At 60.0% G+C, this 24,507-nt stretch carries 24 protein-coding genes and 1 pseudogene; 10 read left to right on the forward strand and 15 right to left on the reverse strand.

Features of this window, described 5'->3' with window-relative positions; all coding sequences use genetic code 11:
• Positions 1–473: 473 nt before the first annotated feature.
• Positions 474–797 carry a DUF4148 domain-containing protein gene (locus tag AAHB17_RS20655; protein WP_342132781.1) on the reverse strand — a complete coding sequence of 108 codons (324 nt, stop codon included), beginning with the start codon at positions 795–797 and terminating at the stop codon, positions 474–476.
• A 159-nt stretch (positions 798–956) separates the two neighbouring features.
• Between AAHB17_RS20655 and AAHB17_RS20660 the strand changes: the two genes are divergently transcribed.
• The 9 genes from AAHB17_RS20660 to AAHB17_RS20700 all read left to right on the forward strand — a co-directional run bounded on the left by AAHB17_RS20660 (position 957) and on the right by AAHB17_RS20700 (position 12,538).
• Positions 957–1,640, forward strand: a complete 684-nt coding sequence (locus AAHB17_RS20660; RefSeq protein ID WP_342132784.1) for a heavy metal response regulator transcription factor — start codon at positions 957–959, stop codon at positions 1,638–1,640.
• Positions 1,637–2,983 carry a heavy metal sensor histidine kinase gene (locus AAHB17_RS20665; RefSeq protein WP_342132785.1) on the forward strand — a complete coding sequence of 449 codons (1,347 nt, stop codon included), beginning with the start codon at positions 1,637–1,639 and terminating at the stop codon, positions 2,981–2,983. The genes AAHB17_RS20660 and AAHB17_RS20665 overlap by 4 nt, the downstream gene beginning before the upstream one ends.
• Before the next feature lie 104 nt (positions 2,984–3,087).
• The gene (gene czcI, locus AAHB17_RS20670) at positions 3,088–3,477 is read left to right on the forward strand and encodes a cation efflux protein, CzcI family (protein ID WP_085942565.1); all 390 of its coding nucleotides are present in this window, start codon (positions 3,088–3,090) and stop codon (positions 3,475–3,477) included.
• A 141-nt stretch (positions 3,478–3,618) separates the two neighbouring features.
• Positions 3,619–4,905 carry a TolC family protein gene (locus tag AAHB17_RS20675; RefSeq protein WP_342132786.1) on the forward strand — a complete coding sequence of 429 codons (1,287 nt, stop codon included), beginning with the start codon at positions 3,619–3,621 and terminating at the stop codon, positions 4,903–4,905.
• 53 nt (positions 4,906–4,958) lie between these two features.
• Positions 4,959–5,513 carry a hypothetical protein gene (locus AAHB17_RS20680; RefSeq protein WP_342132787.1) on the forward strand — a complete coding sequence of 185 codons (555 nt, stop codon included), beginning with the start codon at positions 4,959–4,961 and terminating at the stop codon, positions 5,511–5,513.
• On the forward strand, positions 5,510–6,622 hold the full coding sequence (locus AAHB17_RS20685; protein ID WP_342132788.1) for an efflux RND transporter periplasmic adaptor subunit: 1,113 nt from the start codon (positions 5,510–5,512) through the stop codon (positions 6,620–6,622). Before AAHB17_RS20680 ends, AAHB17_RS20685 begins: the two co-directional genes overlap by 4 nt.
• Position 6,623: 1 nt before the next feature.
• A complete protein-coding gene (locus tag AAHB17_RS20690) occupies positions 6,624–9,743 on the forward strand; it encodes an efflux RND transporter permease subunit (protein ID WP_008904958.1) in 3,120 nt (1,039 codons plus the stop codon).
• Between the two features lie 38 nt (positions 9,744–9,781).
• A complete protein-coding gene (locus AAHB17_RS20695) occupies positions 9,782–10,168 on the forward strand; it encodes a hypothetical protein (protein WP_008904959.1) in 387 nt (128 codons plus the stop codon).
• A 234-nt stretch (positions 10,169–10,402) separates the two neighbouring features.
• A complete protein-coding gene (locus AAHB17_RS20700) occupies positions 10,403–12,538 on the forward strand; it encodes a heavy metal translocating P-type ATPase (protein WP_446719635.1) in 2,136 nt (711 codons plus the stop codon).
• 59 nt (positions 12,539–12,597) lie between these two features.
• Here the strand turns inward: AAHB17_RS20700 and AAHB17_RS20705 are convergent.
• The 10 genes and pseudogenes from AAHB17_RS20705 to AAHB17_RS20750 all read right to left on the reverse strand — a co-directional run.
• A pseudogene (locus tag AAHB17_RS20705) lies at positions 12,598–12,690 on the reverse strand (YnfA family protein); the annotation flags it as partial.
• A gap of 21 nt (positions 12,691–12,711) precedes the next feature.
• Positions 12,712–13,326 (reverse strand): DedA family protein, encoded by a 615-nt coding sequence (locus AAHB17_RS20710; protein ID WP_342132791.1) that lies wholly within the window; start codon positions 13,324–13,326, stop codon positions 12,712–12,714.
• A 76-nt stretch (positions 13,327–13,402) separates the two neighbouring features.
• Positions 13,403–13,726 carry a YnfA family protein gene (locus AAHB17_RS20715; RefSeq protein ID WP_342132792.1) on the reverse strand — a complete coding sequence of 108 codons (324 nt, stop codon included), beginning with the start codon at positions 13,724–13,726 and terminating at the stop codon, positions 13,403–13,405.
• Positions 13,727–13,741: 15 nt separating this feature from the next.
• Positions 13,742–14,374: an SCO family protein gene (locus AAHB17_RS20720; RefSeq protein WP_342132794.1), complete on the reverse strand. Its 633-nt coding sequence runs from the start codon at positions 14,372–14,374 to the stop codon at positions 13,742–13,744.
• Positions 14,371–15,027, reverse strand: coding sequence for a DsbA family protein (locus tag AAHB17_RS20725; RefSeq protein WP_342132795.1), 657 nt, complete (start codon positions 15,025–15,027; stop codon positions 14,371–14,373). The genes AAHB17_RS20720 and AAHB17_RS20725 overlap by 4 nt, the downstream gene beginning before the upstream one ends.
• Positions 15,024–15,440 (reverse strand): disulfide bond formation protein B, encoded by a 417-nt coding sequence (locus AAHB17_RS20730; protein ID WP_342132796.1) that lies wholly within the window; start codon positions 15,438–15,440, stop codon positions 15,024–15,026. The genes AAHB17_RS20725 and AAHB17_RS20730 overlap by 4 nt, the downstream gene beginning before the upstream one ends.
• Positions 15,437–15,964, reverse strand: a complete 528-nt coding sequence (gene lspA, locus AAHB17_RS20735; protein ID WP_342132797.1) for a signal peptidase II — start codon at positions 15,962–15,964, stop codon at positions 15,437–15,439. Before lspA ends, AAHB17_RS20730 begins: the two co-directional genes overlap by 4 nt.
• Before the next feature lie 96 nt (positions 15,965–16,060).
• Positions 16,061–16,435, reverse strand: coding sequence for a hypothetical protein (locus tag AAHB17_RS20740; protein ID WP_342132798.1), 375 nt, complete (start codon positions 16,433–16,435; stop codon positions 16,061–16,063).
• A 25-nt stretch (positions 16,436–16,460) separates the two neighbouring features.
• Positions 16,461–16,832, reverse strand: a complete 372-nt coding sequence (locus AAHB17_RS20745; protein ID WP_342132799.1) for a DUF3703 domain-containing protein — start codon at positions 16,830–16,832, stop codon at positions 16,461–16,463.
• Positions 16,816–17,400 (reverse strand): cation transporter, encoded by a 585-nt coding sequence (locus tag AAHB17_RS20750; RefSeq protein WP_342132824.1) that lies wholly within the window; start codon positions 17,398–17,400, stop codon positions 16,816–16,818. Before AAHB17_RS20750 ends, AAHB17_RS20745 begins: the two co-directional genes overlap by 17 nt.
• A gap of 145 nt (positions 17,401–17,545) precedes the next feature.
• Between AAHB17_RS20750 and AAHB17_RS20755 the strand changes: the two genes are divergently transcribed.
• Positions 17,546–17,968 carry a Cd(II)/Pb(II)-responsive transcriptional regulator gene (locus AAHB17_RS20755; RefSeq protein WP_342132801.1) on the forward strand — a complete coding sequence of 141 codons (423 nt, stop codon included), beginning with the start codon at positions 17,546–17,548 and terminating at the stop codon, positions 17,966–17,968.
• Positions 17,969–18,073: 105 nt separating this feature from the next.
• Here the strand turns inward: AAHB17_RS20755 and AAHB17_RS20760 are convergent, their stop codons facing one another.
• The 4 genes from AAHB17_RS20760 to AAHB17_RS20775 form a co-directional block, all read right to left on the reverse strand.
• On the reverse strand, positions 18,074–18,388 hold the full coding sequence (locus AAHB17_RS20760) for a DUF4148 domain-containing protein (protein ID WP_342132802.1): 315 nt from the start codon (positions 18,386–18,388) through the stop codon (positions 18,074–18,076).
• Positions 18,389–18,548: 160 nt separating this feature from the next.
• On the reverse strand, positions 18,549–21,731 hold the full coding sequence (locus AAHB17_RS20765; protein WP_342132804.1) for an efflux RND transporter permease subunit: 3,183 nt from the start codon (positions 21,729–21,731) through the stop codon (positions 18,549–18,551).
• On the reverse strand, positions 21,728–23,227 hold the full coding sequence (locus tag AAHB17_RS20770) for an efflux RND transporter periplasmic adaptor subunit (protein ID WP_342132806.1): 1,500 nt from the start codon (positions 23,225–23,227) through the stop codon (positions 21,728–21,730). The genes AAHB17_RS20765 and AAHB17_RS20770 overlap by 4 nt, the downstream gene beginning before the upstream one ends.
• Positions 23,224–24,462 (reverse strand): TolC family protein, encoded by a 1,239-nt coding sequence (locus tag AAHB17_RS20775; RefSeq protein ID WP_342132809.1) that lies wholly within the window; start codon positions 24,460–24,462, stop codon positions 23,224–23,226. The genes AAHB17_RS20770 and AAHB17_RS20775 overlap by 4 nt, the downstream gene beginning before the upstream one ends.
• Positions 24,463–24,507 lie beyond the last annotated feature (45 nt).

Raw genomic sequence — 24,507 nt, forward strand, 5'->3', positions numbered from 1 at the left:
TGGCTGAGTCTCGCCGTACATAGACTCCGGCGAGTGGGGCATTGACGATATGTTGGATACAACGCCCCCGAACGCATCAGTTTAGTTTTGAACAATCTCCATGCTGGGCGGGAGCCTTGCCCCCGTGAGCCTGGTGGCATGGGTGGATTTTCGCAAGGCCAGTTTTCTCGGGTGAGGAAATTGCGCACCCAGCCATCATCATGACGCCGGAGAGCAGTGCGGTAGAAATTACAAGTCTGGTTCTCATGCTTCGTGGCTTGTCAAGCTGTTCGTCGTGGAAAATTGGGTCGTGTCGATAGTTCATGACGAGAGATTTTTGGACTCGATTGTTTATTCACTGTTTCACGTCAATAAAAAGTCAAGCGACGCAGGGTTGGGATTGAGCGCAATTTAGACATGTAATTCAAGAGATGCACATTGACCCGGAACTCACTTTGTGAGGGTTCGTGGAAGGTGTGCAGGCTTGTCTTGCCTCATTGCTCGCCAGACAGCGGCACCCAGCCAGTACGGCGTGCTTTTTCCAGCTCCGCAATCACCTCAGTCCTCGACTTTGATGGGCCGTCAACCTTGCCGGGCAACGGTATCCCTCGCTGAAGGAGCGCCAGAGTGCCGTCCTTGCGCGCGGCCTCAATTTCAGCTCGCACTGCTGCACGGGTTAGCGTCGAGGCGACATGATCAGGGTGAAATGTTAAGCCAGCTTCACCACCCACGTCGTGGGTCAATGAATTGGCTTGAGCAGCCAACGGCATGATCATTACAAGGCTGACGGCGAGAGAAAACTTTTGCAGCGCGTTCATATATGTCCTTTGAATCAGAGATGGGGGCGAGCTGACTTGCGGCTATTGCCGAAAGGCGTCGCCATCGTATGAAGTTTCCACTGTCAGAACTCGGACAAGAAAATGACAATTCAGACAGGTTGATCTGTGGCCCCTTTTCGCTTCCTACAATCAGCCTCTATGAAGATTCTGGTCATCGAAGATGAGATCCGGCTTGCTGCCTACCTCCAAAAAGGCTTGTCCGAGGAGGGGTATGTTGTTGAAGTGGCTCACAACGGCGTCGATGGATTGCACCTGGCGATGGAGGGTCAATGCGACTTGGTGATACTTGACGGCATGTTGCCGGCCCTGGATGGCTTGAGTCTTTTGACGGCCCTGCGTCACACCAAATCCATACCGGTGCTGATGCTGACGGCACGCGGTCGGGTTGAGGACAGGGTGCAGGGTCTGAGGGCGGGGGCAGACGACTACCTGGTCAAGCCGTTTGCCTTTTCCGAGTTGGTCGCGCGTATCGAAGTTCTGCTTCGACGACACCACCCGCTGAGCGCGCCAGCGGTTCATCTGCTGGTGATGGGTGATCTTGAGCTGGACTTGCTGCGCCGCAAGGCGAGTCGAGGCGGCCAGCGGCTGGACCTCACCGCCAAGGAGTTCAAGCTGCTGGCCCTGCTACTTCGCAGGCAGGGCGAGGTGTTGAGCCGGACCGAAATCGCCGAGCAAGTCTGGGATGCCAACTTCGACCACGGCACCAATGTCATTGATGTGGCCATACGGCGCTTGCGAAACAAACTCGATGGCCCATACCCGACACAGCTTTTGCACACAGCCCGGGGCGTGGGGTATGTGCTTGAGGAGCGTGCCCAGTGAAGCCTGTTTTGTCGCTCGGGCTTCGTCTTTCACGGTGGCTCATGGCGCTGAGTTTCGCAGGATTGGCTGCGGTGTGCGCCATCGTGTATGCGGCAACGTCCTACAGCTTCACCATTCAACAAGACGAGCTTTTGCAACAAAAGGCGACGCAAGTGCGCCACCTTCTGGCCGAGACCATGTCAAATGCCGACCCGGCACTGTTGCAACACAAGCTGGATGATTTCCTGGTCGGTCATGTGAACCTCTGGCTCAGCTTGCAGGATCGAGATGGGCGTCTTCACTACGAAAAGCGCCCAGCCCCCATTCCGACCGAGAACTTGCGAACGTTGCGTTTCGAGGTTGTGTCTACCGAGCTGTCTGACGGGCAGTTGGAAGCAACGCTGACTCTGGACACGCGGGATGAGCAACGGTTGTTGCACAAGGTCGGAATGATTCTGGTGGCAGCGGCTGCATGTGGCGTCGGAGTGATCGGCGCTGGTGGCTTCTTCCTTGTGCGCGCAGGGCTAAGGCCCGTGCAGCATTTGGCTGACCAGACGGCCAGACTGGCTGCCGATACCCTCCACCATCGGCTGGACGGCTCAGCGCAACCAGCCGAGCTGGTTCCACTGGTCACTCAGTTCAACGAGCTTCTGACCCGGCTGGAGCACGCCTACGAGCAATCAGAAAACTTCAATGCCGACGTCGCGCACGAGCTTTGTACGCCATTGACCACGCTCATTACAAGCGCAGAGGTCGCGTTGCGCAAACCACGCGACAACCAGGAACTGCGCGAGGTGCTTGCTGCCAACCTCGAAGACCTACAGCGCATGGCCAGCATCGTCCAAGACATGCTCTTTTTGTCGCGAGCGGATTGCGGTGCATTGGCGCGCAGGGTCGCTGTGGGAAGTCTTGCTGCAATTGCCTCGGACGTGGCCGAGTTTCATGAGGACGCAATGGAAGCAGCCGGTCTGGCGCTCAAAATCGTTGGTGACGGGGCTGGTGAGTTCGATGTTGGGCTCCTGAACCGAGCGCTATCCAACCTGGTGAGCAATGCCACCCGATTCGCGGACCGTGGAACTGCTGTGGAAATTTACATTGCCCTGTCGGATGAAGAGGCACGCCTGACGGTGGTCAATCGTGGCATCGCCATAGACCCCAAGCACGTGCCCCATATTTTTGATCGTTTTTACCGCGCAGACATCGCCAGAGCGGGCTCGGTACAGAACCACGGGCTTGGCCTGGCGATTGTCGCGGCCATCGCGCGCATGCATGGCGGGCAGGTATTTGCCCGCTCTGAGAACGGTTTGACATCGGTGGGCTTGACGCTCAAACGCCACATGCAAACCGACATGGAGGACAGCTGACCATGGAGCGAGCCCATGTGCCGCGATGGCAAGACCCTACAAGCCAGCGAAGCGCTGGTGAAGCCCGAAACAGGGTTGTAGCACCTGCGGCTAGACTCATGGGCATGCGCCGTTTTTTCGTCATCCTCTTGCTCGCTTTGTTGCCGTTCCAGTTCAGCTGGGCGGCAGTGGCGTCGTACTGCGGGCATGAAACCCAGGTGGGCGCAACGCACTTGGGGCACCATGAGCATCAGCATCAAGAAGACGTCAGTTTCGGTGATTATCTTGACACTGGTTTGTCCGGCACGGACGATGCCGGCGCGAATGGCACGGCACCTGGGGGCACCGATCTGGATTGTGGGCATTGCCACGGCTACTGCAGTGTGATGTTGATCGCGCCTCCTCATATACCCGCAGCCTTCTCTGCAGCGCCACCCAAAATCACACGTGATGAAGGGGGTGCGTCTCACGCACCAACCCAGCCCGATAGACCCCAGTGGTCAAGTCTCGCCTGATCGGCGAGACGGGTTACTTCTTCCTCTGAAGCCCGTTCGCGCCTGAGCGCGCAGCAAGACGCTGCCGCTCCGGGCTCGACGCGACCGTTGGGTCGCTGCTTGCCGATCTCCTGTGGATTGTTTTCAACACTGGAGCATCGGATGACATTTGGATCTCGAACGAAGAGTTGGCGGCTGCATGGCGGCCTGGTGGTAACTGCTATCTTTTGCAGTGCAGCAGCGCAAGCGCAGTCCCCAGCCGTGGTCACCACACCCGCGAAGGCAGCGGCACCACAAAACCTGCAGCAAGTATTTGAGGCTGCTTGGGCTCGCCAGCCCGAGGCACTGACCCTGCCGTCGCGACGTGATGCCGCCCGGGCGCAGCAAAGTGCCGCGCAGGCTTGGACGCCTGAACCTGCGGCCCTGGAAATGGGCTACAAAACCGACCGACTCAACCGCAACCAGGGTGCAAGCGAGATCGAGGTGGGTGTTTCGGTGCCCCTCTGGTTGCCTCGCGAGCGTGCGCAAAGTGCCGCACTCTCAGATGCGGAGGCGGTAGCCCTTGAAAGCAGGACCATGGCCGCGAAACTGCGCATTGCTGCCACCGTCCGCGACGCGTGGTGGCAGTGGCAGCGCGCACGCATCGAAGTCGACATCGCGCGCGACCAGCTCAAAAACACGCAGCAAATTGCTGCTGACGTGGAACGGCGCACCAGGGCGGGCGATTTGGCCCGCTCAGACCAGCACCAAGCGCAGGGAGCTGTTGCTGGCGCGCAAGCCCATCTTGCACAGGCTGAAGCCAGTTTCTCTGCAGCCCGGCAGCAATTGCAGGCGCTTGCAGGTGTCGCACCAGTTGCAGGCGATATTGATGGGGGTGGTGTGGAGCAAGACCCCAGCACCGCTATGTCTCTGGCTGAAACGCACGCCGCAGTCCAAGAGCTGAAGGACAAGGTGGTGGTGGCTGAGCGAAGTGCAGCACTCACAGCGATCCAGTCCCGCGCCAACCCCGAAGTGACGCTCACGACCACGCGGGATCGCGGTGCTTTCGGGGAAGCCTCGCAGCAAACCTTTGCGCTGGGTGTGCGCATTCCGTTTGGTGGTGGCGCGCGCCACCATGCGCGGACTGCTCAAGCCCTTGCTGACGCCATGGAGGTTCAAGCCCAACTCGGACTGGAACGAGAGCGGCTGTCCGCTGAGCAAGAAGCTGCCCGGGTGCGGGTTGAGGCAGCCCGCACACAGCTTGCAGCTGCCGAACAACGCGCATCACTTGCGCGCGAATCCCGTGGCTTCTTTGACAAGTCTTTCCGCCTGGGTGAAACAGACCTGCCCACACGGTTGCGCATTGAAGCCGAGGCTGCCGATGCTGAGCGCCAAGTGGCGCTCATCCGCATCGAACTGGCAGCAGCCATATCCACGAAACGACAGGCGCTTGGTCTGCTGCCCCAGTGACGTGCAGTTGGCCTGGTCCTTTTGCAGCCATTCATTCATTTCAGAAAACCTCCATGAAATACCTCAAATTTTCGTATGCACTGTTGTGCGCAGCGCTCTTCTCCACAGCGCCCGCCTGGGCCGGTGAAGGTCATGACCACGGTGAAGCCGCACCTGCAGCGGTCGGCCAAGCGCTGCCACGTTTTTCTGCGGTTTCAGAGACCTTCGAGCTTGTGGGCGTTCTCAGCGGCAAACAGATCACCCTCTACCTGGATCGATTCAGCGACAACAGCCCGGTCCGCGACGCGCAAATCGAACTCGAAATCGGCAGCGCCAAATTCAAAGCCGACAAACAAGGTGAAGACGAATACGAGGTCGTGTTGTCGGAGGCTCCCAAGCCCGGTGTCCTTGCTGTCACTGCAACGGTAACAGCCGGCAACGAGGTCGATCTTCTTGCGGGTGAACTTGACATCCACGAGGAGGCACATTCAGAGGAAGTCCAGGCGGCGCAGCCCTGGACGAAATACGCCGGTTGGGTAGCCGCAGGCATCGCTGTACTTGCCTTCGTGTTTGTGGGTGCGCGGCGCATGTTTGGCGCACGCAGCGTTCGCGTGGGAGGTGCAGCATGAAGCGCACGCTCATCACCACCAGCCTGGGACTCTTCATCGCGTTGTCCAGCCTCACCTCTGTCCATGCGGGTGAGGGACATGATCACGGTGACGCACCTGCGACGCCCAGCGCCAACGGGCCTCAGCGCCAACCGGACGGCAGTGTTTTTCTGCCAAAACCTGCTCAGCGCCAGCTGGGGGTCAGAACCGTTGTCACAGAGGCTGCCGAACTGCCCCGGACGCTGGAGTTGGGCGCCAAAGTGCTGATGGACCCCAACGCAGGTGGAAAGGTGCAGGCATTGAACGCCGGTCGCATTGAACCTGGTCCGCGCGGATTACCCAACCCAGGGCAAACTGTCCGCAAAGGTGAGGTGCTGGCATACGTTGCTTCGTCGGCAGCGCCCATTGAGCGTTCCAACCAGGCTGCACAGTTAGCTGAACTGCGGGCAGCCAAAGCGCTGGCGGACAAACGCCTGGCGCGTTTGCAGGAGTTGTCTGATACGGTGCCACGCAAAGAAATCGAAGCGGTTGAGAGCGAGTCTGCCAGCCTGTCGGCACGCATCGCGGCTGTCGGCGGCGGTCTGTCCAGTCGCGAAGCGCTGGTTGCCCCAGTCTCCGGCGTGATCGCGTCTGCAAACGTGGTCGCCGGTCAAGTGGTTGATGCGCGGGAGTTGGTTTTCGAGATCGTGGACCCCACACGTCTGCGAATTGAAGCCCTGGCGTTCGATGCCGCTGTTGCCAGCAACATTGGCGGTGCCACTGTGGCAGTCGGTGAGCAGCGCATCCCTCTGGCGTTCATCGGTGCGTCGCGCAGCTTGCGCGAGCAGGCCCTGCCCTTGGCGTTTCGTGCTCAGGGCGCAGCCCTCGACCAATTGGCCGTTGGACAGCCGGTACGCGTGTTTGTCCAGACCAAGGACAAGGTCAAAGGCATTGCCGTTCCAGTGGCCGCACTGATGAAGAATCCAGCCAACCAGACGGTGGTCTGGGTCAAGACCGGGCCAGAGCGATTTGAACCTCGCCCTGTCACAACAGAACCGCTGGATGGTGTCAACGCTGCCGTCACATCGGGTCTGACTTCCGGCGACCGTGTCGCGACCCAAGGTGCCACCTTGATCAACCAGGTACGCTGACATGTTCAAGTGGTTACTCGATAACAGCCTGACCAATCGGCTGCTGGTGATCATCGCCAGCGTGGTTCTGATGGCTTACGGCGCATTCACTCTGTCCACCACCCCGGTGGATGTGTTTCCCGACCTCAACAAGCCGACCGTTACCATCATGACCGAGGCCGGTGGCATGGCCGCCGAAGAGGTGGAGCAGCTCATCACCTTCCCGCTCGAAACGACCATGAACGGTCTGCCCGGCGTGGAGTCGGTGCGGTCCACGTCGTCGGCTGGCTTGTCTTTTCTCTACGTCACATTCGACTGGAGCACCGACATCTTCCGCGCACGGCAATTGGTGTCGGAGCGCCTGTCTTCGATGGAGGAAGGTATTGCCGAAGGAGTCGTTCCGCGCATGGGCCCGATCAGCTCCATCATGGGCGAAATCATGCAGATTGCCATCCCAGTTGATCCGAGCAAGATCAGCTCCATGGCGGTGCGCGAATACGCCGACTGGGTATTGCGGCCTCGGCTGCTCTCTGTCCCCGGTGTGGCTCAAGTTATCCCCATCGGTGGCGAGGTCAGGCAGTTCCAGGTGCAACCCAACACCACTCGCATGGCGGAATTGGGTATCACGCATGAGCAGCTTGAGGCAGCCTTGAAGGGCTACTCCAGCAACACATCGGGCGGCTTTCTTGAGCTCAACGGGCGCGAGTACCTGATCCGCAACCTGGGCCGCACCTCGCTGTTGGAGGACCTGAGCAATCTGGCATTGACCGCCAAGGACGGGCAACCCATCCTCCTTCGTCAGATAGCCGAGGTGACGTTTGCAGCGGCGCTCAAGCGCGGCGATGCTGGCTTTGAAGGCAAGCCTGCCGTGATCCTTGGCATCCAGAAGCAACCGACCGCCGACACCATCGCGCTCACGAAGTCCATTGAGGACGCACTGGTGGGGCTGAAGGCTTCGCTGCCGGCCGGCATGGAGGCCCCACGAGTCACTTTCCGTCAGGCCAGCTTCATCGAAGCATCCATCACCACCTTGCAGGGCAAGCTGATTGGCGCATCGGTTTTTGTGGCGTTGATCCTTTTCTTCTTCTTGGGCACCTTGCGCCCGACCATCATCGCGTTGACGGCAATACCCGTTTCGATCTTCATCACCGCGCTGGTCTTCAAGTATTTTGGGTTGTCGATCAACACCATGACGCTTGGTGGCTTGGCCATCGCGATTGGCGGGCTGGTAGACGACGCCGTGGTCGGCGTTGAAAACGTCCTCCGGCGATTGAAGACGGACCGCGCCGCCCACCCGCACGGCCGACTGCATCCGATCGAACTCGTTGCCCACGCGACGATGGAGGTCCGCTCAGCCATCCTCTACGCGACAGTCATCATCGTTCTGGTCTTCATCCCGCTGTTTGCACTGCCGGGGCTGGAGGGCAAGTTGTTCGTGCCACTCGGCATAGCCTTCATCGTCTCGACACTCGCTTCACTGATCGTCTCGGTGACTGTGACGCCCGTGCTCAGTTTCTACCTGCTGCCCCGCATGAAGAATCTGGAGCATGGGGACACCAAGGTCCTGGCGTGGTTGAAAGCACGGTATCGAAGCAGCCTGCAGGGCGTGTTGGACCGACCCAAGGCGGCCATTGCAGTTGCCGGTGTAACTGTTTTGATGGCAGCCGCGTCTGTGCCGTTTTTCCCCACCACGTTCCTGCCACCATTCAACGAGGGCACACTGCTCATCGGTCTGCGGCTGAACCCGGGTGTCACGCTGACGGAGTCGTCCTCACTTGCGCGCCAGGCTGAGGTTCTGGTCAGTCAAGTGCCGGAAGTGACCCACGTGGGACGCCGCAGTGGGCGCGCTGAGCTGGATGAACATGCCGAGGGTGTCCACGTCAGCGAGCTTGATGTGGGTCTTAAGCCGACGGCAGAGCTGACGCGCAGCATGGACGAGATCAAAGCGGATATCCGTGCCCGGCTGGTCAATTTGCCCGCCGCGCTGGAGATTGGACAGCCCATCTCCCACCGCATCGATCACATGCTCTCGGGCGTGCGTTCTCAAATCGCCATCAAGATCTTTGGCGAAGACCTGGATGCCCTGCGTGGCCAGGCCGACGCATTGCGCGCGAAGCTGGCGACCATTCCGGGCATTGCCGACCTCCAGATCGAGAAGCAGGTGCTGGCGCCGCAGATCAAGGTTCGTATCGACTACGCAGCAGCTGCGCAGTACGGCGTTCCAGCGCCTCAGGTCTTGTCGGCGCTGCAGGCGTTGGTTGAAGGTGAAAAAGTCACGCAGATCGTGGAGGGCAGCCGGCGCTTCGCGCTGGTCGTCAAGCTGCCAGAATCCGCCCGTTCGGTCGAAGGCCTGGGCCAGATACTGATCGAAACGCCGAACGGCCGCATCCCGTTGTCAAAAATCGCCACCATCGAGGATGGCGATGGTCCCAACCAGATCAGTCGTGACGATGGCAAGCGCCGCATCGTGTTGTCGGCGAACGCGTCAGGACGTGCGCTGTCTGAGATCGTTGCCGACATCCGCAAAATCGTGGCCGAGACGAAGTTGCCAGAAGGCTACTTCATCACGCTGGGTGGCCAGTTCCAGGCGCAAGAGGAAGCCTCACGCCTGGTCGGCCTGCTGTCCATCGTGTCGCTGACCTTGATGTTCGTGGTTTTATACAGCCGCTACAAATCGGCAGCGCTGTCGGCGTTGATCATGGTGAACATTCCGCTGGCCCTTGTCGGCGCGGTGATCGGACTGTGGTTGTCGGGGCAGCCGCTCAGTGTGGCGGCATTGGTCGGCTTCATCACGCTGGCCGGTATCTCGGTGCGCAACGGCATTCTGAAGGTCAGCCACTACATCAACCTGATGCGCTTCGAAGGCGAGTCCTTCGATCAGAAGATGATCATGCGCGGCTCGCTTGAGCGACTGAGTCCCGTGCTCATGACCGCCCTCGTCACGGCCTTCGCGCTGGCGCCACTGCTGTTTGAAGCAGAACAGCCAGGCACTGAGGTGTTGCACCCAGTGGCCGTGGTAATTTTCTCCGGTCTCATCAGTTCGACCCTGCTCGACACCTTCCTCACGCCCGCGATGTTCTGGTTGTTTGGGCGCAAGCCGGCCGAATCGCTGATGAACGACAAGGACGCCGAGGCGCTTTGATTTCACCCTGACCCATCAACTATCCAGAAAGGATTCCCATGAAGACAAAAACACTGCTATCCACGATGGCCTTGACCCTGGCCACCTCGGCCTTTGCAGCTGGCGAGAAACACGACCATGCCCATGAGCACAAGCCGCTGCATGGCGGTGTGGTCGTAGAGGTCAAGGACATTGATTACGAACTGGTTGCCAAGCCGACCGTCATTCAGTTGCACCTGCGCGACCATGGCAAACCAGCCGACGTGTCAAAGGCGACGGCAAAGGTCACCATGCTCAGCGGCACCGAGAAGCAGGAGGTTGAACTCAAACCCGCTGGTGACAAGCTCGAAGCCACGGGCAATTTCAAAGTCGGAGCGGGCACCAAGGCCGTTGCTGTGGTTTCTGTCGCAGGGAAGGCAGCGACTGTGCGTTTCAGCATCAAGTAGCACCCGGTGACCGCATCAACGGTAGTCCGTCAGCTGCGAGAGCGTTGTGGCCCTGTCTCTTGACATTGAGGTCACCACAAGGTTTTCAATCTGGTCATGAAACAAGAATCGAACACCCCTCCAGACGTGGATGACGTTAACGCATGCAGCTCAACTGGCTGCTCTGGCCCCACTCCCTCGGCCAATCCCACGGCCAACGGTGGGGGGCCGGGGAGGGTGTTCCGAATCGCGACGATGGACTGTAGCGCCGAGGAAGCGGAGATTCGCCGGGCACTTGAGCCTCTGGATGGCATTCGCTCACTGGGCTTTCAACTGGGCGCTCGCACGCTGAGCATTGATGCCATTGAAAGCGTGTATCCCCTGGCGCTGGCTGCTATTCGCAATGCAGGCTTTGATCCAAAGCCCGTGACTTCGAAGGCAGATTCCCATGTGGCACCGTTAGGCGGTCATGCAGAAGGCGACGAACATGCACATGGATTTTCTGGAGGGATTTCTCGTCTTGTGGTTGCTCTTGTGTGTGCCACGGGGGCGGAGTTGCTTTCCTTTTTTGCGCCTGATCAAACCCCTTGGAAGGTAGCTGGCCTGGTGATTGCCGGACTGGCTATCTGGCTGGCAGGGCTCGATACCTACAAAAAGGGAGTCGCAGCCTTGATGCGCGGCAAACTTAACATCAATGCTCTGATGTCGGTGGCCGTCACAGGCGCGTTCGTCATCGGTCAGTGGCCTGAAGCGGCCATGGTGATGGCGCTCTACGCCATTGCTGAGCTGATTGAAGCCAAGGCCGTGGACCGCGCCCGCAATGCAATCAAGGGCTTACTGGAACTGGCGCCCGAGGAAGCTTTGGTGCGGGGTTCCAGCGGAGACTGGAGTTTGGTCCCGGTCGCAGCAGTGGCCATCGGGACAACAGTACGCATCAAACCCGGTGAGCGGATTCCACTCGACGGGACAGTGACCAAGGGCAGTGGGGCGATCAACCAGGCGCCAGTGACAGGGGAGAGCATTCCCGTGGACAAAGGTCCAGGTGATCAGGTCTTCGCTGGCACCATCAATGAGACCGGAGAGCTTGAATTCCGGGTCACTGTCTTGTCCAGCAACACCACGTTGGCAAGGATCATGCAAGCCGTTGAGCAGGCGCAAGGCACGCGTGCACCGACCCAGCGGTTTGTCGATCGGTTCGCCGCCATCTACACCCCTGCCGTCTTCGCCATCGCCGTTGCGGTGGCGCTTCTCACGCCTTTTCTACTTGGGTCGACTTGGATGGAGTCGCTGTACAAGGCGTTGGTCCTGCTTGTGATCGCCTGTCCTTGTGCCTTGGTCATTTCCACACCCGTGACTGTGGTCAGCGGACTCGCGGCTGGCGCTCGCCGCGGAATATTGATCAAAGGTGGGACCTACCTGGAGGAAGCCCGACTCTTGAAGTCCATGGCGTTGGACAAAACGGGCACCATCACCGAGGGAAAACCCAAGCTGGTGCAATGGCGCGTTTGGGGTGGCTGCGATGAGGCAACTGCGCAGACATTGGCCGCAAGTTTGGCCATGCGCTCCGATCACCCTGTGTCCAAGGCGATTGTCAGCGGCATCAAGGCCCAGGGTCCTGAGGCCCAGAACTTCAAGGCCCTGCCTGGGCGTGGTGTCGAAGGCATGGTCAATGGTGTGCGCTTGGTGCTGGGCAATCACCGGCTGATTCATGAGCAGGGGCTGTGTTCTCCCGACCTGGAATTGGAGCTTTCCATCCACGAAGAGCAAGGCCGCACGGTGGCTCTTTTGGCTGATGATTCCCGCGTTCTTGCATTGTTTGCTGTTGCTGACACTATCCGTGAGTCCTCACGGCAGGCGGTTGCCGATCTCAAGGCACTGGGCGTTGCCCCAGTGATGCTGACCGGGGACAACACCGCCACGGCCAGGGCAATCGCTGCGCAAGCTGGCATCGAAGATGCGCGCGGTGACTTGCTGCCCGAGGCCAAGCTTGACGCGATCAAGGAAATGCAAACTCGCTATGGCGCCACTGGCATGGCAGGCGACGGTATCAATGATGCCCCGGCCTTGGCTCAAGCCGACATTGGCTTTGCCATGGGCGGTGCAGGAACGGATATAGCCATGGAAGCGGCCGACGTGGTGATCATGAATGACAACTTGCAGCGTGTTGCAGAGACCGTGAAGTTGTCCCGGCGCACCTACGCTGTACTCTGGCAGAACATCACTCTAGCACTCGGAATCAAGAGCGTGTTTCTGGTGCTGGCGGTGTTCGGCACGGCGACCATGTGGATGGCGGTGTTTGCGGATATGGGCGCGAGCCTGTTGGTGGTTGCTAACGGCTTGCGGCTACTTCGTGAGGCACGCGTAGAGTCATCTTCTGGGCCCCTTCGTTGACGAACAATGGGTAACGGTCAACCCCGTTTGGGCCGTACCCGAATGCTGCCACTGGACGACTACGACTTTGGTTGGAATGCAATGACAGCCATACCCAGAAGTGTGATCGCCACGCCCAACCAGTCCCAGGTGGACGGGCGGATGCCATCTACCTGAAATCCCAGAGAATTTGATCATGCTGGTTGATGTCGGTAGCGCTCAAGCGCGGCCAAAGCATACGGGTTGAGAAATTTTTTCAGACGACGTCCAAGCACCACAGTCGCCAACAGGCCGCAGCTCATCAAGGAGAGTCCGAAATAAGCCGCCCACTCCGGCTTTACCTGCAGGCCAAGTAGCCAAAGGCCGCGCCCTACACCAACCATTGCTGCTACCCAAAGTGCAGCGCCGATTGCATCCAGGACTACGAATCTTCGATGGTTCATGGATATACCGGCACCCAAACCAACTAAGGTGAAGGTTCCTTTGGAAAAGCGGTAGAGCGGAAGCAGCCAAAAACCAAAGCGATCGACACCTACTGCACCTAACGCAATCCACGGAGCCGCCTTGGGAGACCATCGAAAAAGCCTTGAGCTGAGTAGACTTCCAACAAAAAACCGGATGTTTGAGCCGGCAATCGTACCGACACTACAGGCTGCGATGACCAACCCAAAATCCAAGGCACCTGTGCCGCTGACATAGCCTGCGACCAACGGCAATGGCCCGGTTTTCGCCAGTGTGTAGGCCAACAATAGGCCATAGACCCACTGTTGATGAGTCTGTATGAGTTCCAGCAGCTTGATGACGTCCATTTGCCAATGATCGTGCGAACTATATGACCCCACGCAGGTACATGCCTTGGCTTGCCCACGTTTGCCGACAGAAAAGTTACCCTCTCGGTTGAAACGCAATAACAGCCATGCCCAAGAGTGTCATGGCTACTCCCACTCCGTCCCATGTGGACGGGCGGATGCCATCCACCTTCCATAGCCAAGCCAGTGCCACTGCCACATAGACCCCACCGTAGGCTGCATAGACCCGCCCCGATGGCGCGTCGTGCAGGGTCAAGAGCCATGCGAACGCAGCCAGACTCAACGCAGCAGCCGGCAACAGCACCCAGCCTGAGCCTTGGCCGCGTAGCCACATCAGTGGCAAATAGCAGCCGACGATTTCGGCGATGGCGGTCACGATGTAGAGCAGCAGCGTTTTCATTTCGGCTCCGAGCTTTCAACCCTTCATGGATTTCAACAGCTTCAAGATGTCTTCGGCGATGACGCTGGGCTCGGTGCCATAGCTTGAGAACAGCCGAACGGCGCCAGCGGTGTCGAACACGTACTTACCTGCCGAATGGTCCATCGTGTACGAGGTCTGTGTGGCACCTTCCACTTTGTTGTAGTGAATTTTGAAGTTATCTGCCACGGCTTTGAGCTCTTCCGATGTGGGGCGCAGTGCCAGAAATGTCGGATCGAAATTCGCCATGTAGTCTTTGAGCAGCGGCAGCGTGTCGCGCTCCGGGTCCACCGTGATGAAAAGCACCTGCAAGCGCTTGCCTTGATCGCCCATGAGGCGTTTGACTTCGGCCAGTGTGACCATGGACGTGGGGCACACGTCGGGGCACTGAGTGAAACCAAAAAACACGACGGCGACGTTTCCACGAAAGTCAGCCAGAGAGCGCATCAGCCCGTTGTGATCGATCAGCTTCAGGTCTTGAGCGAAAGTGGCACCGGTGATGTCGGTGTTTTTGAATGTGGGCGCTTGAGGTGAACACCCCATCAGAATCGCGCTCCCACCCACCCAAGCAGCTCCTGCTGCCAGTGCTGTGCGGCGACTCAAAGCCTTCGTACGTGTCGACTGCGTCATTTCTTCGCCTTGGCAACTTCTTCGGCCACCAGCGCCGTCAGTTGATCTGGGCCAAAGCTTGGCAGGCTGCGGCCATTGACAAAGAAGGTCGGCGTCTTGGTGACCTGCAGTGCAGTGAGGTCTTCGATGTCTTGTTGCAACAAGGACTGCATGCCGGGCTTCTCGATGTCTTGCCGCGCCTTCGCCAAATCCAGGCCAGCCTGCTCGGCCACCTTGAAAGCAGTCTCGATGTTGGGTTGGCCATGGTCAGCCCACGTTGGTTGCGCCGCCAATACAGCTTCCAGTACCGTTTGGTACTTGCCCTGAGCCTTGGCGGCCTCCAGCAGCTTGACCACCTGATCCGACCCCTGGTGGAATGGTGCGTAGCGGATAACGAGTTTCACCTCGCTGGGGTACTTGGCCATCAGGTCCTTGACCAGCGGGTAGAACGCACGGCAGGTCTCGCAGGCTGGGTCAAAAAACTCGACGATGGTGACCGGTGCTGCTTGGGGCCCAAAGACGGGTGAGTGCATGCGAACCAGTCGGCTCTGCTCGGTCCTCACCTGCACGTCCTGCGCGCTTTGCACACGCTTCTGGTAGGCGTTCATCCCCAGGAAGAAGAACAAGGCAACGATGGCTACCAGGCCAATGACAGTGATTTTTTTGGTGTTCATGAACGGGTCTTTCTCAAATAAACAAACAGCAGGAGGGCAATGGCGGTGAAGGCCAGCAGGGACAACCACGGGATTTGGATGCCGCCCAAGATTTCAAGGTTTTGATCGCTGCAGGATGGCCCCGTCCCGCAGGGCACCCACCACTTGGGCACCCATCCAGCCACCAAGGCCGTGTGGTAGGCGGCCATCGCGGCGCCACCCAGCGCCAGTGGCAATGCGTAGACAGCGCCACGGCGGTCGTCGGTAAAGGCGGCCATGCCCAGGATGAGTGCCAGCGGGAACATGAAGATGCGCTGATACCAGCAGAGCAGACAGGGCGTCATGCCCATCACCTCGCCGATGAACAGCGCACCTGTCGTGGCGATCAACGCCACACACCATGCAGTCATGATCCAGAACCATCCCAGCTTCATCGGTGCAACTCCTCCGGAGCCTTTTGCGGCTTCGGTTGACGGGGTGGCGCTTTCATCGATGCGATGCACCAGACCAGGGCTGCGCAGACGACGAAGACATCAGCAAGGTTGAATGCTGGCCAGTGGATGCCACGCCAGTGAAGGTCGAGAAAGTCCACCACGGCGCCGATCTGGATACGGTCCACGAGGTTGCCACCGCCACCTCCTGCCACGAAGGCGCCCACCCAGCGATCCAATGGCCCCACCTCTTGGGTCAGGCACATCATCGAAACAGCGCCCACCACCAGTGTCGACACGCCAATGAAGAACCAGCGCTGCCAGCCACCTGCATCGGCAAGAAACGAGAAGGCCGCGCCTGTGTTGAGCACATGAACGAAGTTGAGCCAGTCGGTCACTGGGACTGATTCACCAAGCGCCAGCGTGGTTGAGAAAAACGACTTGGTTACTTGATCCAAGGCCAAGAGGATGGCGACGGCTCCGAGCCAAGTCCATCGTGGGTACCGCTGTGTCCAGCGAACGGTCATGTGAGAGTCCTTCCAAAAACGATCCAGGCAGACACCTGTCCGAGACAGGGTCATTGGGGGTCAGAGGATCGGGGAAGTCGCGCGCCGCTCAGCGCATCAGGCGAATGCGTGTCGCCCCGAATCCATGGGGAAAGACCATTTGGGGCGGTAGGGTCGCGCAGGCCACGCGGGCATGTTGTGTGCCGTGATGCGTTCGATGCGGACCGTGTCTGCGCGGGCCATCACGGGGACGGTGGGCACCAACATGGCCGCTGAGCAATTGGCATGACAAGTGCCGCAGTCCAGATCAAAGCCGACATCCCCAGGCACCAATGCATCAGCAGCATCGATGACCGAGGGATGGCCGGGCTGATGATGATTGGCATGTGCCTCTGGCGTTGCCGCGACGTGCTCGCAACAAATGTCCGCCGCCGCAACAGAAAACTGCAGCGGCAGCAGGGTGAGCATCAGCATGACCAGGAGGGCGCGCATGCGTTCGATTTTAGTTTGTCGGCGATCACCGCTTCTGGGCCTGGGCTATCAAAGCGGCCAGTTCCGGGCGCACCGGCAGGGGTTTGAAGGCGCTCACGGTGGCCCGACCCGGATTGCCCAGCGGCAGGCGACCGCTCAGGTGGCCCAGGGGCACGAGGGCCAGTCTGACCAGTTGGCCTGCCACCTCCGGCCAATCGCGGGTGCGAAAGGACAAGCGCAGCATGTGCGCGTGTGTCAGCAGATGGGGCCTGAAAAAGAGCTGTCCCACAACGTGGGCTGCTTCAAGGTACAGCCAGGCTTGCTCTGTCGAGCTGGCAGCCTGGGCTTCGCTGATCAGATGCGCGAATGCCGCTTGCTTGAACTGGTGACCGGTTTGTGGTTCAGTGAACGTGCCCATGACTATCTCCTTCAGCAGCATTTGTATCAAGTTCGTTGCGGGCTTGCCGAAGCACCGTCCAGCCCCCATGCAGGGCTAATGTCGCCATCAAGCTTGCGACCACCAAATCAGGCCAGGCAGACCCAGTGCCGAACACGCCAAGCGCAGCCAGCAACACCGCCACGTTGCCGATAGCGTCGTTTCGTGAGCACAGCCAAACGCTTCGCATGTTGGCAGCCCCCTCCCTGAATGCGTAAAGCATCCATGCAACGGCCACGTTGGCGGCCAGTGCGAGCAAAGCGACCGCACCCATTGTCACGGCTTGCGGCAACTCGCCATTCCACACAGACCACACTGCCGAACCAAGTACATACAGGCCGAAGCCGATCATGGTGGCCGCCTTGAAGACAGCTGCTCGGGCACGCCACGCCAAAGCTGAGGCAAGTACCGCAAGTGACACCGCGTAGTTGAGTGCGTCTCCGGCAAAGTCGACAGCGTCGGCCAGCAGCGAGAGCGAGCCGGCCTGTACCCCTGCGCCTACCTCAACCAGGAACATGGTGAAGTTGACGACAAGCGCGATCCACAGGATCTGGCGCTACCGGGACAGGTTGACAATTTTCTCTGTCTGAGGTGCGTGATGGTCACAATGGGCGGACATGGTTTTTCCTTTCGATCCCTATATTGAAAACCCTGTAGTTACTACAATGTCAAGTCTTTTCGACTGAGGTTTCGCAATGCAGATCAAGGAACTGTCCCGAGCCACCGGCGTGGATGTCGAAACGATTCGCTTCTATGAGAAGCAAGGCTTGCTGCCCACGCCCGCGAGGCGCGAGAACGGTTATCGCGTTTACGAAGCCGTTCACCTAGAACGCTTGGCGTTCATCCGCCATTGCCGCGCGTTGGACATGCCACTCCTTGATGTCAAGCGGTTGCTTGGATTTGTCGATGCGTCCGAAGAGAACTTGGGTGAGGTGGATGTGCTGGTGGACCAACAGCTGGTGCGTGTTCGCGCCCGGCTCAAAAGCATGCGTGCTCTGGAAAAACAGCTGTTGCAGTTGCGCGCGCGCTGCTCTGGGACGCACGACGGGCACTGCGGGATATTGGATGAACTGGTTTCGGCAGCTCACGGAGAGGCTTGCGCTTGCCATTCGTGTTGATGCCATAGCAAGGGCGTTTTCTTTGGCACCTTAAGAGTGTAAATTGTCTTGTCCTCGCGCCTCCACGTAGTTGAGCTGCCACCAACATGTGGCTAGACACAGTTTTCAGACACCTCCGATAGAAATTTGTCCGGTTCGGACCGCCTCAATCGCCTCACGGCGCACATCATCGCGACTGCGAGCCGTCGCGACAGCCTTTTGGCTGAATGGGATGCCAAAGCGTACCCAACGGTCCCACTCCGGGGACTTCTGCGCTTCGGCCAACTCTGCCTTGACTTCAGCACGGCTCTTTGTGCCAGGCATGTGGTGAAGCTCATAGCCTGCTTCCCCGCCAATCCAGCGAGAGCCGCTTGTTGCAAAGGCTGCAGGCGCAGCAGCAATCAAAAGGGCGGCGGTAAGGGTCAGTTTACGAACTTGCATGACATCAACTCCTGTTGTGGTTCCTATCACAGCACCAGCATCTGGTGACTGCGCGTGGTCGGTGTGACCACGGTTGAAAATGTAGATAGCTGGCACCGTCAACAGGATGACCCATGAATTACGATTTCGTCACTCCCAGTTGGGTCAGCACTGGGGCGTTTCAATCCGTTGCCCGTATATCACCAGGCTTAACAAGCTCGGCCACGGGCGCCGAGCTTGCACCATAGACTTTTCGTCGATACACCAGGTACCAAGCAGCAGGTATGACCAGCATGCTGAGCAATGGCGCCGTCACCATGCCCCCCACCATTGGCGCCGCAATCCGTGTCATGACCTCTGAGCCGGTACCGGTCCCCAAGAGAATGGGAAGCAGACCGCCCATGACCACGGCAGCGGTCATGGCCTTGGGCCGGACACGAAGAACTGCACCTTCGCGAATGGCGCTCAGCAGCGTTTCGTTGGTGTCCGGTTCCCCAGCTGCGAGCCGACGGGCATGCGCATTCTTCAGGTACAGCAGCATCACGATGCCAAATTCCGCTGCGACACCTGCCAGCGCGATGAAGCCTACCGCTGTTGCCACCGAGACGTTGTGCCCAAGCGCCCAGGCCAACCAGAAGCCGCCCACCAACGAGAACGGCACCGCCGCCATCACCAGGGTCGCGTCCTTGAAAGAACGGAACAGCAGGTACAACAGCACAAAAATGACAGCCAGTGTGGCCGGGATGACCATCTTCAGCCGTTGCGTTGCGCGCTCCAGGTATTCAAACTGCCCTGACCACGATAGGGCATACCCCGCTGGAAGCTTCACCTCGCTGGACACAGCCGCCTGCATGTCCGTGACAACAGAGCGCAAGTCTCGACCCCGCACGTCCACATAAACCCACCCAGACAGCCGTGCGTTCTCACTGCGCAGCATGGGAGGCCCGTCCTGGACAGTGATGCGTGCGACGTCCTGAAGCAGAACTTGTGCGCCTCTTTCCGTCACGAAGGGCAGCGTGCGCAGCCGCTCAAGCGAATCCCGAACCTCACGGGGGTAGCGCACATTGATGGGATAGCGCTCGCGCCCTTGCACCACTTCACCGACGTTGTCTCCGCCAATAGCGGTCGACACGATGCTCTGGACATCTGCGACCGACAAGCCGTACCTGGCCGCGGCTGCTCGGTCCACATCCACATCGATGTAGCGGCCTCCGGTGAGTCGCTCGGCGAGTGCGGACGAAACACCCGGAACTTTCTTGACTGCTGCCTCCACTTGCCCCGTGAGTTGATCAACCACCGCCAAATCTGCGCCAGCGATTTTGACGCCCACCGGGCTCTTGATGCCCGTGGCCAACATGTCGATGCGATTGCGGATGGGAGGTACCCAGACATTGGAAAGACCCGGGACCTTCACCACCCGGTCCAGCTCTTCAATCAACTTGTCCGGCGTCATGCCGGCGCGCCACTGCTCACGGGGTTTGAACTGGATGGTGGTCTCAAACATCTCCAGAGGCGCGGGGTCTGTGGCGGTGTCAGCGCGACCGGCTTTGCCAAACACCCGCTCCACCTCGGGGACCGTTTTGATGAGACGGTCAGTCTGCTGCAGCAAGGCCGAGGCTTTCGATGCGGAAAGTCCCGGCAGGGCCGACGGCATGTACAGCAAGTCGCCTTCGTCCAGTGGCGGCAAAAACTCGCTGCCCAGCCGGGCCATGGGCACCAGCGTGAGCGCAAGCAAGGCAACAGCAACCACCAAGGTCGCTTTCGGGAACCGAAGGACGACCTCGAGTGCCGGTCGGTATGCGGCTGTGAGAAACCGGTTCAAAGGGTTCGACGCCTCGGCCGGTATCCGGCCTCTGACCAGGTACCCCATCAAGACTGGCACCAGCGTGACTGAGAGCACGGCTGCGGCCGCCATTGCGTAGGTCTTGGTGAACGCCAGCGGAGAGAAGAGCCGCCCCTCCTGAGCCTCGAGCGTGAACACCGGGACAAAGGACAGGGTGATGACCAGCAGCGAGAAGAAAAGTGCCGGTCCCACCTCGATGGAGGCCTCAGTCACCAACTTCCAGCGCTCAGGGGTGGTCGGCCCACGTCCGTTGTCATGCTCGAACGACTCAAGGTGCTTGTGCGCGTTCTCGATGAGCACGATGGATGCATCGACCATGGCGCCCAGTGCAATCGCAATGCCTCCCAGCGAGAGGATATTTGCGCTGACGCCTTGCCACTGCATCACGATGAAGGCCGCCAGTACACCCACCGGCAGCGTCACCACAGCCACGAATGCCGACCGCAGGTGGAAGAGGAACACAGCACATACCAAGGCAACAACCGCGAACTCTTCCAGCAGCTTCCATCCGAGGTTCTCGACCGCGCGGTCAATCAGGAGGGAGCGGTCGTAGGTTGTCACCACTTCCACGCCAGGTGGCAAGCTGGTCTTCAGCGCTGCCAGTTTGGCCTTGACCGCCCCTATGGTGGTCCGCGCATTCTTGCCGGAGCGCATGACCACCACGCCCCCGGCGACCTCACCCTCTCCATCCAACTCGGCGATGCCGCGTCGCATTTCGGGCCCGATTTGCACAAAGGCGACGTCGCGCAGCAAGACGGGTGTGGCGCCAACCACGTTGATGGGGATGGTCCTGAAGTCCTCCAGCGACTGCAGGAAGCCACGCGAGCGCACCATGTATTCCGCTTCGGCCAGTTCAACCACCGAGCCACCTGCCGACTGATTGGCCTTCTGCAGAGCCTCTGTCACCATGTTCTGGGTCACGCTCAGGGCTCGCATGCGGTCCGGGTCCAGCACGACCTGGTACTGGCGCACCATACCGCCGATGCTGGCGACCTCCGCCACGTCGGGCACGGTTTTTAGCTCAAATTTGAGGAACCAATCGTTGAGCGAGCGCAGCTGCGAGATGTCGTGTTGGCCGGTGCGGTCGACCAGGGCGTACTCGTAGACCCAGCCCACACCGGTGGCGTCCGGCCCCAACGACGCGTTGGCTCCAGCGGGCAGACGGCTTTGGACCTGGTTCAGGTACTCCACCACACGAGACCTTGCCCAGTAAGGGTCCGTTTTGTCGTCAAACAGGACGTAGACGAAGGAGTCGCCGAAGAACGAGTAGCCCCGCACGACCTTCGCGCCCGGAACACTCAGCATCGTGGTCGTCAACGGGTAGGTGACCAAATCCTCAACGACCTGGGGCGCTTTGCCTGGGTAGGGGGTTCGCACAATCACCTGGGTGTCCGACAGGTCTGGCAGTGCGTCCAGCGACATCCTGGTCATGGACCACACGCCCGCCAGCACCACAAACGCCGTCGCCATCAAGACCAGAAAGCGGTTGCCGATGGACCATCGAATCAGCGCAGCTGTCATTTTTTCGCTCCCGTGGGTTGAACGGAAAGCAGCTCCCAGCCCATCGCGCCACCCTTCTTGAACTGAAATTGGATGGTGTCGCCGGTTTTGAGCCCGGGGAAGTCTGTTGGCTTGGTCTTGCCAAATCCCATGGTCATCGATGGCCACTTGAGCGCTGGCACCGGGCCGTGCGAAATGGTGACGCCCTCCGCATCGATGTCTTCAACCTTGCCCTGTGCAGTGAACGTGCCGACAGCTGCAGGTTCCTTCGGTGGACCACTCACGGCCTCCTGACCAGACGGAGCGCTCATGCTGCCAAGAACGGATTTCAGTCGGGCCTCGGAGTCCACCAGGAACTGTCCGCTGACAACGACTTTTTCTCCTTCTTGCAGTCCGCCAAGCACTTCAAGCTGGTCACCCAAATCCGTGCCCAGTGAAACCTCACGTGGCTCGAATGCGCCATTGTCTTTTTGGGCAATGACCACGGCCCGCGTACCGGTGCGAATGACGGCTTCGGTAGGTACGACCAGGCGGGCGGTGGTGGGGCCCGAGACTTGCAGCCGCAGCAACATGCCAGGCACCAGTCGCCCGCCCGAGTTGGGCACGTCAAAGCGCGCCTGCACCGTGCGTGAGTTGGCGTTGACCTGGGGCAAAATTTCCTTGAGCTGACCCTCGAACGCTTGGGAAGCATCCACCTGCGATGTGGCCCTGGCTTTCTGGCCACGACGCAAGTTCATGCCCTGGGCTTCCGGTACCTCTGCGACGACCCACACTCTCTCCAAGCCAGCGATTCGAAACAGCGTCGTGCCTGGCGTCACGGCCACGCCATCCCGAACACCCAGCTCGGCAATCACACCGCCAACGGGCGCCGTAACAGTGAATCGAGCCTGGGCCACGCCACTTGCTTCACTCTGGAGCAGCAGCGCATCCGGAATCGACAGCGCCCGGATGCGCTCACGGGCAGCTGCCACCAGCTCCTCGGACGCGCCTGCGCGCTTCAGAGCGAGGTATTCGTTCTGTGGGCCCAACCAGTCTGGTGCAAAGATGGTGGCCAGCGCTTGTCCTCGGCGGACGTACTCCATGGGTGCACGTATCAGCAGCCGCTCAACATAGCCATTCACCCGGGTTTGGACGGCCTCGGTGAGGCGCTCATCAAACTGAACCGTGCCCACGGCATCCAACAATGTGGCCACTTCGGTGCGGGCCACCACAGCCGTCCGTATCCCCAGGTTCTGCTGAACGTCGGGGCTGACCTTCACACCACTGCCCCCTTGGTCGTCGGCGTAAACCGGGACCAGCTGCATGTCCATGAACGGCGACTTGCCAGGTTTGTCGAATCTTGGTCCAGGCACCATAGGGTCATGCCAGTACAGGGCCTTGCGCTCACTGGCGGAGGTTGCGGCCTCTGCCCGGGGCGCCGGGTCGCCATGCGCCGTGCTCTGGCGGCCCAACAGGTACCCACCTGTACCGAGCAACGCACCGCCGAGGACAAAAGCTGCGACATGGGCGTGTTTCATTGGGCACCTCCGGAGACTGGTTTAAATACGAGTAGAGCCTGGACTTTGGCCAGGTCACGTTGCAGGTCCAGGAGCTTTCGCAGGGCTTGTACCTCCGCGTAGCGGGCCTCAAAGAGGGCCACCAGTGGTACCTGGTTGGAGCGGTAGCCTGCGAGCGCAGCTTGAACGCGTTGTTTGACCGGGGTGATGACGCCGCTTTGGTACTGCGCGATGCGCTGTGTCAACCGGTGCGCATCGCTGGTCAGAGCCCGGAACTCGGCAACCGCCATGCGAGCGGACTCTTCATGGGCGGCAATGGCCTTGTCCACGAGGGCCAACTTTGCCGCGGTCTCCTGGTCTTGCCGCTCGCCAGGCGCAATGGCCAGCGGGATGTTCACCCCGACCGAGACCATGTCCGCATACCCCGTGCGTTGGCCGTACGCGGCTTGCCAGGTCCAGTTCGGCTTGCGGTTGGAGGCCACGGATGCCGCCTCCGCACGCGCCAAATCGATATCCCGCTGGGACTGCCACACAGCGGGATGTGCCGCCACAAAGGCCTGCTCATTCAGTGACGCGGGCAACGCTGGCCTCGCCAAGCCGTCGGGCCGCACGCCCACCCATCGCTGCAGGGTCACCAGCGCAGACGCGTGCAACTGCTCGACCTCCGCCGAATCGTCGCCCGCCACACCGCGGGCAGCGGTCAATTGCAGCACCTCTTGACTGCTTGCGCCTGCCGATGCAAAGCGGGCCTTGCCAGCTTCAAAGTCTTCCAGGGCGTAGCGCTCGTTCAACTTCGTCAGCACGAGGGCTTCGCTTGCGTAGAAAGCGTCAACGAAGGCCAACGCAGCTTGAAGTCGCGACTCGGCGGCGGCGGCCAAAGCCGAAGCCGACTCACGCTCTGCCATGGCCATCGCTGAGGCTTGCCGCAATGCCCGCTTCTGGGCAGACACCCACTCCTGGCTGATGCCCACCCGCTTCATGGTCATGGACTCGGCGGTCGTGCGCATCCTGTCGGGGCCCGTGACAGGCAAGTTTTCAATGCCCACGCTGAGCATCGGGTCGGGCAACTGTCCTGCCGCACGGGCCGTTTGGGTCGAAGCCAAAGCTCCCGCACGTGCGGCTGCAACCGCCTTGGAGCGTTGGACAGCAAGCTCAAGCGTCTGCGCCAGACTGAGAGGGGCGGCCGAAGCGATGGTGGGTGCGGCCGGAACGGCCGCAGCCGCGCCCATGACTGCCGAATACAAAAGCGATTTCATGGAAACTCCGAAGACAACAATGCGGTTGTTCACCAACGGCCAAGC

The organism is Hydrogenophaga sp. OTU3427 (assembly GCF_038440225.1).
Taxonomy (GTDB): Bacteria; Pseudomonadota; Gammaproteobacteria; order Burkholderiales; family Burkholderiaceae_C; genus Hydrogenophaga.